Annotated in this window: 14 protein-coding genes; 5 read left to right on the top strand and 9 right to left on the bottom strand. The window is 41.5% G+C overall.

The features are described 5' to 3' along the window. Nucleotides 1-204: 204 nt before the first annotated feature. The 3 genes from rnhA to ACYZZR_RS11355 form a co-directional block, all read right to left on the bottom strand. Nucleotides 205-948 (bottom strand): ribonuclease HI, encoded by a 744-nt coding sequence (gene rnhA, locus ACYZZR_RS11365; RefSeq protein ID WP_461534129.1) that lies wholly within the window; start codon nt 946-948, stop codon nt 205-207. A 387-nt stretch (nt 949-1,335) separates the two neighbouring features. Beyond that, a complete protein-coding gene (locus ACYZZR_RS11360) occupies nt 1,336-1,947 on the bottom strand; it encodes a response regulator (RefSeq protein ID WP_461534128.1) in 612 nt (203 codons plus the stop codon). Beyond that, nucleotides 1,940-3,874: a tetratricopeptide repeat-containing sensor histidine kinase gene (locus ACYZZR_RS11355; RefSeq protein ID WP_461534127.1), complete on the bottom strand. Its 1,935-nt coding sequence runs from the start codon at nt 3,872-3,874 to the stop codon at nt 1,940-1,942. Before ACYZZR_RS11355 ends, ACYZZR_RS11360 begins: the two co-directional genes overlap by 8 nt. A gap of 167 nt (nt 3,875-4,041) precedes the next feature. Between ACYZZR_RS11355 and ACYZZR_RS11350 the strand changes: the two genes are divergently transcribed. The 4 genes from ACYZZR_RS11350 to ACYZZR_RS11335 all read left to right on the top strand — a co-directional run bounded on the left by ACYZZR_RS11350 (nt 4,042) and on the right by ACYZZR_RS11335 (nt 7,086). Beyond that, nucleotides 4,042-4,806: a carboxypeptidase-like regulatory domain-containing protein gene (locus ACYZZR_RS11350; protein WP_461534126.1), complete on the top strand. Its 765-nt coding sequence runs from the start codon at nt 4,042-4,044 to the stop codon at nt 4,804-4,806. Nucleotides 4,807-4,831: 25 nt separating this feature from the next. After that, nucleotides 4,832-5,626: a hypothetical protein gene (locus ACYZZR_RS11345; RefSeq protein ID WP_461534125.1), complete on the top strand. Its 795-nt coding sequence runs from the start codon at nt 4,832-4,834 to the stop codon at nt 5,624-5,626. A gap of 178 nt (nt 5,627-5,804) precedes the next feature. Further along, a complete protein-coding gene (locus tag ACYZZR_RS11340) occupies nt 5,805-6,431 on the top strand; it encodes a hypothetical protein (protein ID WP_461534124.1) in 627 nt (208 codons plus the stop codon). A gap of 28 nt (nt 6,432-6,459) precedes the next feature. After that, on the top strand, nt 6,460-7,086 hold the full coding sequence (locus ACYZZR_RS11335; protein WP_461534123.1) for a hypothetical protein: 627 nt from the start codon (nt 6,460-6,462) through the stop codon (nt 7,084-7,086). A 17-nt stretch (nt 7,087-7,103) separates the two neighbouring features. Here the strand turns inward: ACYZZR_RS11335 and ACYZZR_RS11330 are convergent, their stop codons facing one another. The 3 genes from ACYZZR_RS11330 to ACYZZR_RS11320 form a co-directional block, all read right to left on the bottom strand. Then, a complete protein-coding gene (locus ACYZZR_RS11330) occupies nt 7,104-7,841 on the bottom strand; it encodes an SDR family oxidoreductase (protein WP_461534122.1) in 738 nt (245 codons plus the stop codon). A gap of 104 nt (nt 7,842-7,945) precedes the next feature. After that, on the bottom strand, nt 7,946-8,233 hold the full coding sequence (locus tag ACYZZR_RS11325; RefSeq protein ID WP_461534140.1) for a helix-turn-helix domain-containing protein: 288 nt from the start codon (nt 8,231-8,233) through the stop codon (nt 7,946-7,948). 87 nt (nt 8,234-8,320) lie between these two features. After that, nucleotides 8,321-8,866, bottom strand: coding sequence for a hypothetical protein (locus tag ACYZZR_RS11320; protein WP_461534121.1), 546 nt, complete (start codon nt 8,864-8,866; stop codon nt 8,321-8,323). A 244-nt stretch (nt 8,867-9,110) separates the two neighbouring features. Between ACYZZR_RS11320 and ACYZZR_RS11315 the strand changes: the two genes are divergently transcribed. Continuing rightward, on the top strand, nt 9,111-9,587 hold the full coding sequence (locus ACYZZR_RS11315; RefSeq protein ID WP_461534120.1) for a hypothetical protein: 477 nt from the start codon (nt 9,111-9,113) through the stop codon (nt 9,585-9,587). 2 nt (nt 9,588-9,589) lie between these two features. Here ACYZZR_RS11315 and ACYZZR_RS11310 read toward each other — a convergent pair whose 3' ends face one another. From ACYZZR_RS11310 to ACYZZR_RS11300, 3 genes are all read right to left on the bottom strand, one after another. Next, nucleotides 9,590-11,071 (bottom strand): potassium/proton antiporter, encoded by a 1,482-nt coding sequence (locus tag ACYZZR_RS11310; RefSeq protein ID WP_461534119.1) that lies wholly within the window; start codon nt 11,069-11,071, stop codon nt 9,590-9,592. Nucleotides 11,072-11,282: 211 nt separating this feature from the next. After that, nucleotides 11,283-13,691, bottom strand: a complete 2,409-nt coding sequence (locus ACYZZR_RS11305) for an alpha-ketoacid dehydrogenase subunit alpha/beta (protein ID WP_461534118.1) — start codon at nt 13,689-13,691, stop codon at nt 11,283-11,285. A 193-nt stretch (nt 13,692-13,884) separates the two neighbouring features. After that, nucleotides 13,885-14,466 (bottom strand): PhnA domain-containing protein, encoded by a 582-nt coding sequence (locus ACYZZR_RS11300; RefSeq protein WP_461534117.1) that lies wholly within the window; start codon nt 14,464-14,466, stop codon nt 13,885-13,887. Between the last annotated feature and the right edge of the window lie 189 nt (nt 14,467-14,655).

Here is a 14,655-nt window from a genome sequence, read left to right as displayed (position 1 = left end):
TGGTGGCTAACTTCCGAAGTAGGCAAGGACAAGCAACTACTTATTGTAATTGTTGACTACTGGTTTTATTTTTCTTTTTATAAAACCGTAAATAATGTTGATTGGGATACGTACTATCATTAGCAATTTCGTACGGATTCGACTTACCCTGAGCTATAAGAATCTGCTGTAAAAGTAGCTATGTGTTATTAGTCAAGGTTATTTTTATTCAAACAATTTATTTTCATTAACGATTTCTCTTTTTCCGTCTTCTGTCATATACATAGTTTTGCAAGAAGGACAAAAAAGATAGTACTCAAAATAATATGATTGGTCTGGTTTAATTTTTTTCTTTTTTGGTGTTTTCTTTATTACCAGTTCTCCACATTTTCGGCATTCGTCACCTACGTTTTCTATTTTAATCTTGCTTTTCTTTGTCTTTGTAAACGATTTATTGGCAGGGGAATTTTGGATATTGTAGATTTCTTTAGGTTCGTATCCTACATCCTCAATAAGTTCTTCGGAATTTAATCCAATATTTGCAAGAGTATCACAACGTTCGTTTTCTCTATGTCCTGCATGTCCTTTTACCCAATTGAATTCTACGTTATGTTTAGAAATTGCATTTAGTAATCTATCCCACAAATCACTATTAATTGCTGGACTATTCTTATTTCTTTTCCATTCGTTTTTTTTCCATTTTTCAGCCCATCCTTTTGTTATTCCATCAATTACATATTTAGAATCTGTAAATACTTGAACATTAGATTCTGTTTTTAATCGTTCTAATCCAAAAATAACTCCCATCAATTCCATTCGGTTGTTCGTCGTTAATTTATAACCTTGAAAAAATTCTTTTCTCTTTCCTTGATATGATAAAATCACTCCAAAACCACCTTTCCCTGGATTTGGTTCAGCTCCTCCATCAGAATAGAGTTCAATATCTGGTATTTTAGTCCATTTTTTCATTAACTAGTGGACAACGGTTAAGTATTATGTTAGTTGCGAGTTAAATTAGCGATTATTTTCGGATTAGTACAAATTTTAAGCAATTCGGAGTGGATTGGGGACGTAGTCGAATACACCGTAATTGTGGTTGTACATTTAGAACCCAATTATAAACCTTCAATGGAGCATCAGAAAGAAGTAATAATATACTTGGCTACTGAATTTTCGGAAAATGAAATAAGGTCGATCCTAACAAACAATGTTGAGTTTATAGACCCTGGTGAAAATTTTGAATCGGTCAGTTGCAATTTTTGTAGACAGAATATAGAAATTGAAAGCTGGCAAGAAACTGTAGCCTTCCCTAAAAATGTAGCGAGGATCTGTTTGAAGCCGTTGTTTGGTTTCGGTTTATATCAGCTTTTGCTCAACGGCCATTTTTACCAGTACGGCTGTATTTTTTGCTCCTAATTTCAACAATAGGTTTTTGCGGTATCCCTTGATAGTTTCCGGGCTCAGGAAGATCTTGTCGGCTATCTCTCCATTGGTGAGTCCTTCAGAGATCAGCTTTAGCAATTCTCTCTCTCGATCGGTGAGCCAGATGTTTTTTTCAGAGGGGCGCTTCATCAAGAGGTCGATCTCGTGGCAGAGAAATACCTCTCCTGAAGCCACGGCTTCTATGCCTTGAAGCACCTCGTCGGCCATAGCATTTTTAATCAGATAACCCGAAGCGCCATTGTCTAGCATTTGTCGCACTATGGTGTATTCGTTATGGGTAGTCAGAGCGAGTATTTTTACATCCGGGAAGCGCTCTTTCAGCTCCTTGCAATACTCAATACCGCTCATATCGGGTAGTTCGACATCGAGCATCAACACCTCTGGTTTCCAGAAACTGATGGAACTCCGGCATTCGGCAGCGCTGTGTGCTATACCGACCACTTCGGCTATTCCCGATTCTCCAATCAGTCCTTTTAGTCCTTCGGTCAGTATCTTATGGTCGTCTACTATGGCTACTTTAATCATCTTGTTCTGTTTGGGTCAATTCTAATTCTACGTGTACTTCTGTTCCTTTTGGTGTGGAATAGATATTTAGTTGACCTTTAAAGGCTTCGACGCGTTGTCGGATATTGTGAAGTCCCATACCCTCGGTTGCGGTATGTTGATCAAAGCCTTTGCCGTTGTCTTGTACGGTAAACGACAAACGGTCGTCTTCCTGTATAAGCTGTACGTTGATATGACTGGCCTCGGCGTGTTTTAAGGCATTGTTTACCAGTTCGTGAATACAGCGATACACCATAATTTCCAATTTTTCAGGCAGTCGAGCTTCGTCCCCGAAGTAGTGGAAGTCGGCAGCAGGTATGGCATCGCAGAAATCGGACAGCGATATTTTTAAACCGTAGCGCAGCAATGATTCAGGCATCATGTGGTGCGCCACCCGACGCAGCTCCTGAATGGAGTCGTCCAACATTCCCAGCGCTTTCTGGAATCGGTTTACATCGATAGTTTCCAGTACAGCAGCATCGCCTTTTAGCTGTGGGAGGTTGAGTTTGACAGCAGACAACATTCCTCCCAGTCCGTCGTGTAAGTCTTTGGCCAGTCTACTGCGCTCAGCAGCTTCGCCGTCTAGCGTGGCTTGTACTGCTACCAGTTGCCTTTCCTGTTCCAGCTGTTGTTTTTCTTTTTCGGCCAGTTTGCGGCGACTTACCGCCAGTCGGTAGCGTATAAAGGCAAAGGCCAGAGCGATAAGTAGAATAACTGTACCTGCAATCCCGAGCCAAATGTATAGTTGACGTTGTTTCTCCAAAGCGGTTATTTTGAGTTCTTTTTTTTCGGTTTCGTATTTAACCTCCATAGCCGATAGCGAACTTTGGTACGATTGGTTGGCGAATTTATCGACCGTCACTCGGTAATGGTTTAAGTAGGTTTGGGTTGAATCAGGATTTCCGAGATACGCATAGGCTTGTGCCAAATTGCTATACACGCTTATGGAAATATTGGTATCAGTAGAGTCGATTTTTAGTGTTTCCCTGGCTATTGCAATCGATTCGGTATATCTTCCCTGATAGAGATAAATGCTGGTAACCAAGCTAAGTCCCTCGGCTATAAGTCGGGGAAAGCCCAGTTTTTTTGCTTGGCTAACCGATTGTAAGGCAAGAGGTTCTGCCTTGTCGTAATCATCGTGATGGTAATATATCTTTGCCAGGGTTTGCAGCGCTTTGTTTTCTGAAAACTTATTACCTATTTTTCTACAAAGTTCAATCGCCCTTTGTGCATAGCTTATCGATTCTTCTTTTGGTATATCGTTGTAGAGGCCAATGTCGCTCAGGGAAATATAAACGGAGACCAGACCTTCGTCGTCACCGTTTTGTATTGCAAGTTTTTCCGCTTTTTTTAAATAGAAGAGTGCCTGTTCATAATTGTGTATAATTTGGTAAGTACCTCCAATATTGGAATACACCAGAGTGAGCTTGTGTAGATCTTTGTTGGTTTCGAGTACTTGGGCTGCATTGAGGTAGTTTTCTATCGCCTTGTCATAGGCGCTTTGAACGCGATAGATATTGGCATATGTATTGTAAATAGAGGCCTGCATCCGGTAGTCGTTTAGCTGCAAGGCTATCGGTTTGGCCTTGTCTAAGTATATGGTAGCTGTATCGTATACACTGCCCATAAAATAGGCTACACCCATATTTCTGTAAAAGGTGGCCTCCATTTTTTTATCGCCGTTTTTTTTGGCGAGTTCCAAGCCCTTTTTTCCAAATGTCAGTGAGCGTTTTACATCTACACTGTTGTAAAACCAACTCAAATCGTCATAGAGCTTGATCTTTTCGCTTGCAGTGATGTCTTGTTTTTTTAGCGCTTGTTCCAACGAATCCAAGTTTTGTCCGATGCCCATTAGCGGAATGAGCAGCAAGCATAGCCGCAGTATTTTGGCAGTGTAGTGAAATTTCATATGGGTAGGAGTAAAGTTTTCATTGTCAATTAGTTCTTAAGACAAAGATAGCGTATTGCCAATCGAATAAAAACCCCCCTTTTGGGGGTAAAACAGCCCGGAAGCCTATTGTAGTTTTGTTCCAATAGCACCATTCACTCAAAACAAAGTAACCAAACTGTAAGATAATGAAAACAAAACTTAAAATATGGGTATTGGTTATATTGATACTTATTGCGTTTTCCTTTGACGAGGAAGATAATAACCTCAATGACAAGTATAATATCGAAACAGGCTATGCTAGGGGAAAGGTGGTCGACACTGAAGGCGATCCCATTGCCGGAGCAAAGATCTATCTCTACAATACAGAATTTAAGGACTCTTATCTCCAAGCTACAACAAAAAAAGACGGTACCTACAAAATTAAGCTGCATACTGGCAGCTGGGTAGCCTATGCTTGTTTTAAAAAAGAGTACAACGGAGAAACTTATAGTATACAACTGTATCCCGACAATAACGATTCGCTCTCAGAAGAGGGAGGTATACGCAATTTTAGGTGGAGACTGGCGCGAACCGATCCTGAGAATGAAGCTTATTTTTACGGGGGGCAGCTCACCGTACTTACTGTAGATCGTTTTGAGGATGATTACGAAGACATAGAACTGATATTTAATCCTGTAGGTTTGTTGATAGACGGTTCGAAGGGAAGAAAATTCAGGCTGAAATACGGCGATCCTCATTGGGAGGAATACGGCTATATCAAAGATATTCCGATAGGGCGATATATGCTTACTGCAGTATTGAAAAAGGACAGTGCAGAAATACCTCTCAGCATTCAAAACTGGTATACAAAAGGTGATTTTGTATCGACCTTTCAATTGGATTTTATCCCCGACAATTCCATGTTCGAACCCGTGCCGGAAGCTGCCATCGATATCGCTTATAACTTTTAATGATACACTTTAAAATTCACAAACTATGAAAACAATATTTCCAAAATTAATTTGCCTGTTATGGGTAGCCAGTACACTCAACTCCTGTTCAGATAGTAAGGATGACGATGAGTGCGATCCCAACGATAAAGAAAGTCCTTGTTATACAGACCCTACAACTGGTAATGAAAACAATACGCTTTTGCTGACCCAGTTTAAGGTAAATGGGAAAATCGTGGAGAGCTATCAGTACAACGATCAAAATTTGCTTATTGCTGTAAGGTTTTCCGATACTGAGGCTGGTTTTGACATAAGTCGCGACAATTCCGGTAGACTGATTAGGTTAGACCATATCGAGCCAGATGGCAATGCTAATCTAAGAGAAGATTATACCTATGAAGCAGGCGACAAACCCGTGTCGGGTAGTTTGTACGACCCGAATGACGACAGTGACCCAATTACTATTCGATATACCTATGCTGCAAACACTGTTTCTGAAACCTTTATTTCTGAAGACGACGAAGGTTCGGTTACCAATACCTACACTTTTGACGACAAAGGAAACCTGACCGTAGCCAACATGGTCTCGACAAATAGTATTATTGAGAATAGTGATTACGACGATATGAATGGACATTTTAGCTGTTTTCCCTGGCCTTGGAAGATAAGCGCAGTCAACAACGTTCAAGCGGTGAAAACAACTTCCTCTGGTGTAGTGACAGATCAGATTTTTGAATATACATACAATGAAGAAGGCTATCCTGAAAAAGCAGAGGTGTACAACCGAGGCTCTGATGTCGTTGTTCAAACTAGGGAATACACTTATAAAAAGGCAAATTAAAATAGTGTTGCCCTAAATCGAGAGTGAATTTCTGAATGAGATATTAAGCCCTGTCGGCAGTGATTATTATTCTACAGCTCCTCCGTCATTGCCTGACAGGCACAATAAACTCCGCTGTTTAAAAGGAAAAAACAACGGTAATATAATTGACTTAGTGTAAAAACTTAAACGACGAATTATGAAAATAATTTTAAAAAAAACAATATTGCTGTTCTGCATAGGCTTTGTAGTGACGTCTTGTTCTAAAGAAAAAGAAGAGAATCAGGATAAAGAAGCCAAGGGGGAGTGTTGGTACAAAGTTACCATAGACGGACAGACCACTCTTCCGAATAAGTTTGGACAGGATTATATAGTGCTCAACGCAGCAACCGGACCCGACGGAAAATCAAGCTTAAATATTTCTATAGGACAGACCAAAGCTAACGGGGATACAGACCCAGTATTCGATTTTATGTCGGAAGATGGTGTACAATTTGACCGAGATACCCCTGTGGGAACAACGTATACGGCCAACTTCTTTCATGCATTGCAATTAAGTGTTGGTGAGTTTGACGGATTTGAATATGACAAAGGAAGATTTAATAATAAAGGAGAAATTACCTTAACTGTAAAGGAAAACTCTGGGCAATGGATACAGTTGAGTATCACTGGAACAGTTATAAAATGGGAAGGAGGGGTAGAAAACTCGCAAGAAGTAGGGATGGTATCTGTGGAAGCTGAATTTTCTCTTGACCGTACCCACTACAATGAAATCACTTCGGGAGGTGTGTTTGTCACCGGAGTAAACTGCGATTGCGACCAATAGCTCTAAAACTGACAAAAATCTATTAAAGATGAAAACAAAATTAACCCAGGCCCTTTGGTTGCTTTTTACTGCTTATGCTTTTATAACATCCTGCTCTAAGGGTGATGGTGACAAAAACAATAGTTCATTTGACAGTTATCTGAAAATGAGGGTAGATGGTATACCGTGGGAAACCGACGATTCTTTTGAAGTAAAGTTTATCGAACCGGGATTGACCATTGATGAAATCGACGATTCGTATGATATATTGCTGACTGCCATGCAATCGGGCGAGGGGGAAACATTTTCTATTACGCTTCGCTTGCCTCTCGACAAAATAGACAATCCCCTAGGATCTTACCCGATAGCATCTGAAATTACCCAATCGGGAATGGCACCGGGTACGGCCGAAATACATTATTACAACAAGGCTGTTTCGGAAATTGCTTTTGTATCACGCGCCGATCCTGCGGGTTCGCCCTATGTGGGAACATTGACCATCACCGAGTTTGAAAAAAGCGACGGCACTGTGGAACAACGAAAAACAAACCGGCTTCAAGGAAGCTTTTCAGCCACACTAAAAGGTATGAAACAAGGCTATGCAACCGGAGAGGTCATCGAGATCACAGAGGGCACTTTCGATATGTACAACGCCCTGCCTCATATCGACAACTAAACCCCAAACCAACAACATCAAGCCATTCCACCGTTCACACCTATGTTTTGCGCATTGATCCACTTGGCCTCGTCACTTGCTAGGAAAACAACTACTTCAGCTATATCGCCGGGTTCGCCTATTCTTCCAAACGGATTCATTGAGGCTAGGTGATTGATCACTTCCTGTGGTTTTCCTTTCATAAAGAGTTCGGTATTGGTAGGTCCGGGAGAAACTGAATTGACATTGATACCCCTGCCTATTTCCTTAGAAAATACACGTGTGAGTTGTTCTACCGCAGCTTTTGTAGCCACATAGGTACCATAAGTAGGTAGCATCAAGCGGTTTACTGTAGTGGAGAAATTGATGATGCTCCCGTGATCTGCAAGCCTGGTAGCTGCTTCGCGCAGGGTGTTGAATACTCCTCGTACATTGATGTCAAACTGTCGTGTAAAATCGTCGTCGGTAGTGTCTTTGATGGGCTTGGTAATCATTATACCGGCATTGTTGACCAATACGTCAATTTTTCCAAACGGCTCGATGGACCGGTCGAAGAGCTCTTTTACTTGTTCGGGCTTACTCACATCTGCTTGAACTGCTACTGCAGATCCGCCTTCGGTTTGAATACTTTTTACAACTTGTTCTGCCTCGGTTTTACTTCCGGCATAATTTACGATAACACTGGCTCCTGCCTGTGCCAATCGCTTTGCTACTGCAGCGCCTATACCTTTGGATGCACCGGTAACGAGAATTACTTTGTCTGCTAAATTTTTCATTTCTGTACTTTTTATTTTTACACTACAAAGGTATGAAGATAAGACTCTTGGATATTGCGGGTACTACAGTATTCGTTGCAAATATTACAGACAGGGGAGGAGGCCTAATGTTGTTTGCTATAGGTAAGGGGACTCATCGCAGTGTGTTTTTTAAAATAATTGCTAAAATGTGCAGTTTCCGAAAATCCCAAACGATAGCTTATTTCCTTAATACTCAAAGTAGATTTTTCCAAGAGTAGTTTTGCTTCGGCTATGGTTTTGTCTGCTATCCAGCTGGTGATGGGCTTACCGGTTTTGCTTTTTATCACATTGCTCAGATAATTGGCATTGAGGTTTTGGGCATCTGCATAATCCTGTACCTTATATACTCTTTCTACCTTGGCCGCACTCAGGTCGCGGTAGTGTTTTTCCAGTGTTCTCTTAAACGTTTTTACAATCTGAGAGCTTCTGTTGCCTTCATCGATAGGGTTGTAATCGCTCTAGAAGTATTCTTTTACGCGATATAAGAGCACTGCCAGTAAATGGCCTACAATCTTGTGCTTGTCGTTAGTAGCTCCTTCTAAATAGGTTTGTCGTATCGCTTTAAATAATTTATCGGCCGCGTCGTAAAAGTCGTGGTTTACTGTTTTAGGACTAACAGTTTCCGTCAGCAGAAAAGGAAATTCTTCAAATACTTCCGGACTGACATACTTTTTGAGGAAAAGTTCGTCGAAGGTGATGAGGTAGACGTCTTCAATAGTTTTCCAGCTAAATGTACGGTAGTTACTTGGATTAGTAAAATAGACGGATTTTGGTTTTACCTCAAACTCATATTCATCAATGGTATATTTTCCACTGCCGTTCTTTACAAACAGAAAGGAAAAATAGTCGGGGCGAAAGGAAGGAGACTCATAGGGCAAATCAAAACCGGTATCTTTCAAGTTGTGTATACTAAAGCCTTCCCACTTTCGAATATCTTGAATGGGTAAGCCCAAATATTCGTAAAGCTCGTATAGCGATCTGGCTTCGTGGTTGTTTTCTGGCATATCTTTTGATCGTGATTCAAAATGAGTTCAGTATCAAAAATACGCGATTAAGACGAATAATGTTTAATTTGTCGGATACAAAAAAAGTCATGGCAAAAAATATTTTCTTCAAATATTACAATCGCAGCCTGATGTGTTGTGAAGGGGAGAGGTATTTTTTTGACGATAGAATGTCGTATAAAAGCGTAAAACGAACCGATACATCAGTATTTTTAATAATTTTGTAATCTAAAATCAGAGTAAAATGATCAAAAAAATCTTCAATATTACCTTGTTGATAGGGGTTCTCGTTTTAACCACACAATGTCAGCAATCAAAACCGACATACACCGGTTTATACGCCACTATAGGAACTGATGGCAAGACTTTGAACTTGCAGGATGATATAACGATTAGGTTTACGGTGACAAATCCCACTCAGGACACCTTGAAATTTACTGCCTATCACACTCCTTTTGAGGGGATTAAAAGTAAATTTTTGACAGTTACAGATAGTGAGGGGAAAGAGGTAGGTTATCTCGGACCAATGGTAAAGCGCGTAACACCCGCTCCGGAAGACACCTATCATACTTTGGTACCCGGACAGAAAGTAAGCATAACTTTTAATCTTAAAAAGGCCTATGAAATAGACAAGGCCGGAAGTTATATTTTGCAGTATAACGGGGAAAAAATAAGCGGTGTTGCCAATGGAGAGCCTGTGGAAATAACCGTTGAGGAGTAGCGTTAAGCGTCTTCCTCTTGGTCGTATACATTCAATGTGGCGTAAACCTGTTCCATACCGTCCCGGTTTTCTGCCAGTACCATCAGGGCATCTTGCTCCTCTAGCACTGTAGTTCCGTTGGGCGTGATGTATTTGTCGTCTCTTTTAATCATGGCGATAATGGCATTTTTAGGAAAGTGAAGATCTACAATTTTCTTGCCAATAGAAGGATTGTCGTTTTCTAAATATATCTCTTCGAGTACCGATTTGGCACTATCGGAAAGAAAGATGTCTACAGGAGTTTTGCGTTTTGCTTTATGAGGAAGGGCAACGTGCAGCCATTTTGCAACAATAGACAATGTGGTTCCCTGGACTAGCACGGAGGTGACGGAAACAAAGAATACAATGTTGAAAATGAGATTTGCCTTGTCGATACCGGCGAGCAGGGGATAGGTAGCAAATACTATTGGGACTGCTCCGCGAAGTCCAACCCATGAAATATACCACCTTCTGCGAAGCTTCATTTTAAAGAACATGAGACTGATAAATACGCTGAGAGGTCTGGCGATAAAAATAAGGAAAATAGAAATGAGTATTCCTATCCCGAGTATGGGAGGTATTTGGCTGGGATAAACGAGCAGACCTAGGGTGAGGAAGAGCGCGATTTGCATCAACCAAGCTAGTCCGTCAAACATCCTTATGATGGTCTTTTTGTGTATGATGTCTTGGTTTCCGAGGTATACCGCACAGAGGTAAATAGCTAGGAAACCGTTACCCCCGATAAAATCGGTAAGAGAAAAGGTAAAAAACATCAGAGCTATTGTCAGTACCGGGTAGAGTCCTTCAAAATCTATATTGATTTTGTTGATGACAAATTTGGAAACTTTACCCATTAGAAAACCTAATAAGGCACCGAGGGAAATTTGTTGTAGGAACATGGGAAAAACCGACCACACACTATCTTGAGGGTTGAGAACAAGCCCGAGCATAGCTATGGTGAGAAAGTAGGCCATAGGATCGTTACTTCCGCTCTCTAGCTCTAGGGTTGGACGTATATTAGTTTTCAAAGCAATGTTTTTAGAGCGCAGTATGGAGAAAACAGCAGCGGCATCGGTAGAAGAGACAATGGCTCCCAACAACAGGCCTTCGTATATGGTGAAATCGGAAATAGCCCATACGAAAGTACCTACTGATACCGCAGTGAGTAAAACTCCAAGGGTAGAAAGAGCGATCCCTTGTCCGAGTATGGGACGAATGGTTTTCCAGTTGGTTTCCAGTCCCCCAGAAAACATGATGAAATTCAGGGCGACCACTCCGACAAATTGCGCAGCTCCCGGATCGTTAAAATGAATTTCTCCAATTCCTTCAGATCCCGCCAACATTCCTATGGCGAGAAAGAGTATAAGTGTGGGCAAGCCCACACGATAGGAGGTTTTTCCTGCTAAAATACTGATAAAGAGTAGAACAGAACCTATGAGTAAAATGTTTTCTATAGTAATATTCATAATGGGGTCTCAGAGCTTTTAACAAAGTTCGAAAATGATTTTTGAACAGATGTAAAGAAAAGAATTTTGCTAAAAAAATCCTATGAGATACAGGTTTTTTTACAGTATTTTGAGCTTTAGACCCCTCAGGAACGTGATTTGCTGCAGTTTGTTTCCAATAAAAGGATTCATTTGCAGCGTTTGCGTCAAGACGAATGTTTAAAGCTGGTAATTACCTAAGTGCAGGGAACCGTTTCGGGTCGGTTTCGTGCATAATACTGTACACTTTTTCGAAGATATCTTCTGCATTGGGTTTAGAAAAATAATCGCCATCAGTGCCGTAAGAAGGGCGGTGTTCTTGGGCAGTAAGGGTTTGAGGTTTACTGTCGAGAAAGCGATAAGCCCCTTGTTTTTCAACGATTTCTCTCATCAAATAGGCAGAAGCTCCTCCTGGAACGTCTTCGTCTATGATAAGTAGTCGATTGGTTTTCTTTACGCTTTTCAGCATTTCGCCCTCTAAGTCGAAAGGGAGTAGGGTTTGTGCATCGATAACCTCGGCGTTTATACCTACTTCTAAAAGTTCTTTAGCCACCTGTTCTACGATGCGGAATGTTGAGCCGTATGAGAGAAGAGTAATATCCTTTCCTTCCTTGACAACTTCTATTTTTCCAATTGGGGTTCTGAATTCTCCAAGGTTTTTCGGGAGCCTCTCCTTGAGTCGATATCCGTTAAGGCTTTCTATGATAAGCGCAGGTTCGTCGCTTTCCATTAAGGTATTGTAAAAACCTGCAGCTTTGGTCATATTTCTCGGAGTGAGTATATATATTCCGCGAAGGAGGTGAATGAGCCCTCCCATTTGAGAGCCTGCATGCCAAATTCCTTCAAGACGGTGACCCCTTGTTCTGACAATTACAGGAGCTTTCTGTTTTCCATAAGTACGGTAGTGAAGGGAAGCCAAGTCGTCACTCATAGTCTGCAAGGCGTACAGAATATAATCGAGATACTGTATTTCTGCTATGGGACGAAGTCCTCTAAGAGCGAGTCCTATTCCCTGTCCTATAATGGTAGCTTCCCGGATGCCGGTATCGGCAACTCTGTATTCGCCATACTTTTTTTGCAATCCTTCCAGACCCTGATTTACATCACCTATATTACCGCTGTCTTCACCAAATACGAGTATATTGGAATGTTTGTCAAAAAGACGGTCAAAATTGTCTCTGATAATGATACGCCCGTCCACCATTTCCGGATTATCCCCGTATACGGGTTCAATTTCTTCAATATTCGTAGCCCTGTTGGGGAGCTCGCTGTACAGCATAGAGCTGTAGTTGGGCTGTTCTTCTTTAAGGTAATTGTCTATCCATACAGATAGGGCGTCTTTTTCCGGAGAAGTTTCTCCTATCACATAGCGCATAGCCTTTCTCGTCAGCGATAGAATATCTTTTTTAACCGGCTCGTCTATGGAGATAAGGTCATTTTTCAACTTGCTGACAAACGATTTGTTGGCACATACTCCCGCGAGTTTGTCCAATAGGCTTACCGCTTCTTTCTTTTTCCTTTTTATCGGATTTGTAAAATCGCTCCAAGCTGTCTTTTTAGCTTCTCTAACTTCTTTTTTGACCTCCTTTTCGAGCGTTGCGAGTTCTTCTTCAGAGGCAAAGCCGTTGTCTATCAACCAACTTCTCATCTTGAGGTTACAGTCGTGTTCCTTTTCCCAGTCCAAGCGTTTCTTATCTTTGTAACGCTCGTGCGACCCGGAGGTAGAATGACCTTGTGGCTGTGTGAGCTCGGTAACGTGAATAAGTACGGGGACGTGTTGTTCCCTTGCAATTTTACCAGCTTCTTCATAGGTCTCTATCAGCGCGGGGTAGTCCCATCCCTTAACCACCATTATTTCTATTCCAGCCTTGTCGTCTCTTTGAAATCCTTTGAGGATTTCGGATATACTTTCTTTGGTAGTCTGATGTTTAGCGTGTACCGAAATACCGTACATATCATCCCAAATACTGACTACCATAGGTACTTGCAGCACTCCGGCAGCATTGATGGTTTCAAAAAACAGACCTTCACTAGTACTGGCGTTGCCAATGGTTCCCCAAGCGACTTCATTACCTCCTTCAGAAAATCCCTTGCTATTGGTTTCGGGAACCTGTCGGTATATCTTGGAGGCCTGTGCCAGTCCTAAAAGCCTCGGCATCTGACCGGCGGTAGGGGAGATATCGCTACTGCTGTTTTTTTGTTGAGTGAGGTCCTTCCAGTTTCCTTCTTCGTCAATACTATAGGTGAGAAAATGCCCTCCCATCTGTCGCCCAGCACTCATAGGTTCCTTCTCTATGTCGGTATGGGCGTAGAGACCGGCAAAAAAATGACTGGGAGTAAACTCACCTATGGCCATCATAAAAGTTTGATCTCTGTAATATCCACTTCGGAAATCTCCATTTCGAAATGCTCTGGCCATCGCCAATTGTGGAACCTCCTTGCCGTCGCCAAAAATTCCGAATTTGGCTTTTCCGGTAAGTACTTCCCTGCGCCCCAGTAAACTACATTCCCGACTGGTAACAGCTATCCTGTAGTCTTGTAGGACTTGCGTTTTGAAATCATCGAAAGTGATGTCTTGTCGGGAATCTGTTTCTGTATGCATATCGTTGTTTTAGCAAAGGTTCACAAAAATAGGCAAAACATTCCTCTTTTGCAAGGGCAATAGAGTGCTGTGCGATGAAATATTGACAATTAGAATCGTTATTTTTTAACAAAAAACACATTTAATTGCATAAAAGCACTTTTTTGTTGCGTATTATGTAATTTAAAGATTCTGGAATTAGGGGGTTGACAAATCAGATCTTTTTCACAAATTTGGTCAGTATAACAATTTGTTGTCCTTCTACGCGTCCTTCTATTTGTTCGGGATTGTCGTGTACAAGGGATATTTTCCGTACAGCTGTTCCTCGTTTGGCGGTAAACGATGTGCCTTTTACATTGAGATCTTTAATCAGTACTACAGTGTCACCCGATTGTAATTCGGCACCGTTGCTGTCTTTGTGTGTACCGTTTTCTTGTCCGTCCTCCTCGCTATTTACTCCTGCAGCTGCCCACTTCATCGTCTCGTCGTCCATATACATCATGTCGAGTAGATCTTGAGGCCATCCTTCGCTTTTCAGTTGTTGAAGCACGCGCCATACAACCACTTGCACTGCGGGTACCTGACTCCACATACTGTCGTTGAGGCATCTCCAGTGATTGGCTTCAATGGTTTCAGGCTTTTCAATCTGATTGAGACAAGTTTCACTGATAAGGATACAAGCATCTGCACCACTTACTGGGGCATGAGGTACTTGGTATACACCTAAGTTTTCGGTAACTCCACTCAATTCGCAAACATCACCGCTGCGCTGACGTAATTCTGTTTCTAGGCTCATAATTGTAATAATAATTGTAACAGCGGCAAAGATAACAGAATTGTGCTTTTGTTTTGCGTCAAGACAAAATGAAGGGAAATTAATGTGTACAGAAGGTAGAAGATGACCTAGTAGAGGATGGCCTAGTGTCATCCCATATCTCCCAGATAACCTGTATATCCATTGCGAAAAGCCGACCAAAGGAGGCGA

Origin of the sequence: Sinomicrobium sp., from assembly GCA_029266035.1 — a bacterium.
In the GTDB taxonomy this organism is placed as follows: Bacteria; Bacteroidota; Bacteroidia; order Flavobacteriales; family Flavobacteriaceae; genus Sinomicrobium.
Note: the sequence above shows the minus strand (reverse complement) of the source record. Positions and strands in the feature narration are given on the sequence as shown.

What these genes read in the sequence shown, in the direction of transcription:
- rnhA (WP_461534129.1), bottom strand. Translation starts at nt 948, where the DNA reads ATGAAAAAATGGACTAAAATACCAGATATTGAACTCTATTCTGATGGA.
- ACYZZR_RS11360 (WP_461534128.1), bottom strand. Translation starts at nt 1,947, where the DNA reads ATGATTAAAGTAGCCATAGTAGACGACCATAAGATACTGACCGAAGGA.
- ACYZZR_RS11355 (WP_461534127.1), bottom strand. Translation starts at nt 3,874, where the DNA reads ATGAAATTTCACTACACTGCCAAAATACTGCGGCTATGCTTGCTGCTC.
- ACYZZR_RS11350 (WP_461534126.1), top strand. Translation starts at nt 4,042, where the DNA reads ATGAAAACAAAACTTAAAATATGGGTATTGGTTATATTGATACTTATT.
- ACYZZR_RS11345 (WP_461534125.1), top strand. Translation starts at nt 4,832, where the DNA reads ATGAAAACAATATTTCCAAAATTAATTTGCCTGTTATGGGTAGCCAGT.
- ACYZZR_RS11340 (WP_461534124.1), top strand. Translation starts at nt 5,805, where the DNA reads ATGAAAATAATTTTAAAAAAAACAATATTGCTGTTCTGCATAGGCTTT.
- ACYZZR_RS11335 (WP_461534123.1), top strand. Translation starts at nt 6,460, where the DNA reads ATGAAAACAAAATTAACCCAGGCCCTTTGGTTGCTTTTTACTGCTTAT.
- ACYZZR_RS11330 (WP_461534122.1), bottom strand. Translation starts at nt 7,841, where the DNA reads ATGAAAAATTTAGCAGACAAAGTAATTCTCGTTACCGGTGCATCCAAA.
- ACYZZR_RS11320 (WP_461534121.1), bottom strand. Translation starts at nt 8,866, where the DNA reads ATGCCAGAAAACAACCACGAAGCCAGATCGCTATACGAGCTTTACGAA.
- ACYZZR_RS11315 (WP_461534120.1), top strand. Translation starts at nt 9,111, where the DNA reads ATGATCAAAAAAATCTTCAATATTACCTTGTTGATAGGGGTTCTCGTT.
- ACYZZR_RS11310 (WP_461534119.1), bottom strand. Translation starts at nt 11,071, where the DNA reads ATGAATATTACTATAGAAAACATTTTACTCATAGGTTCTGTTCTACTC.
- ACYZZR_RS11305 (WP_461534118.1), bottom strand. Translation starts at nt 13,691, where the DNA reads ATGCATACAGAAACAGATTCCCGACAAGACATCACTTTCGATGATTTC.
- ACYZZR_RS11300 (WP_461534117.1), bottom strand. Translation starts at nt 14,466, where the DNA reads ATGAGCCTAGAAACAGAATTACGTCAGCGCAGCGGTGATGTTTGCGAA.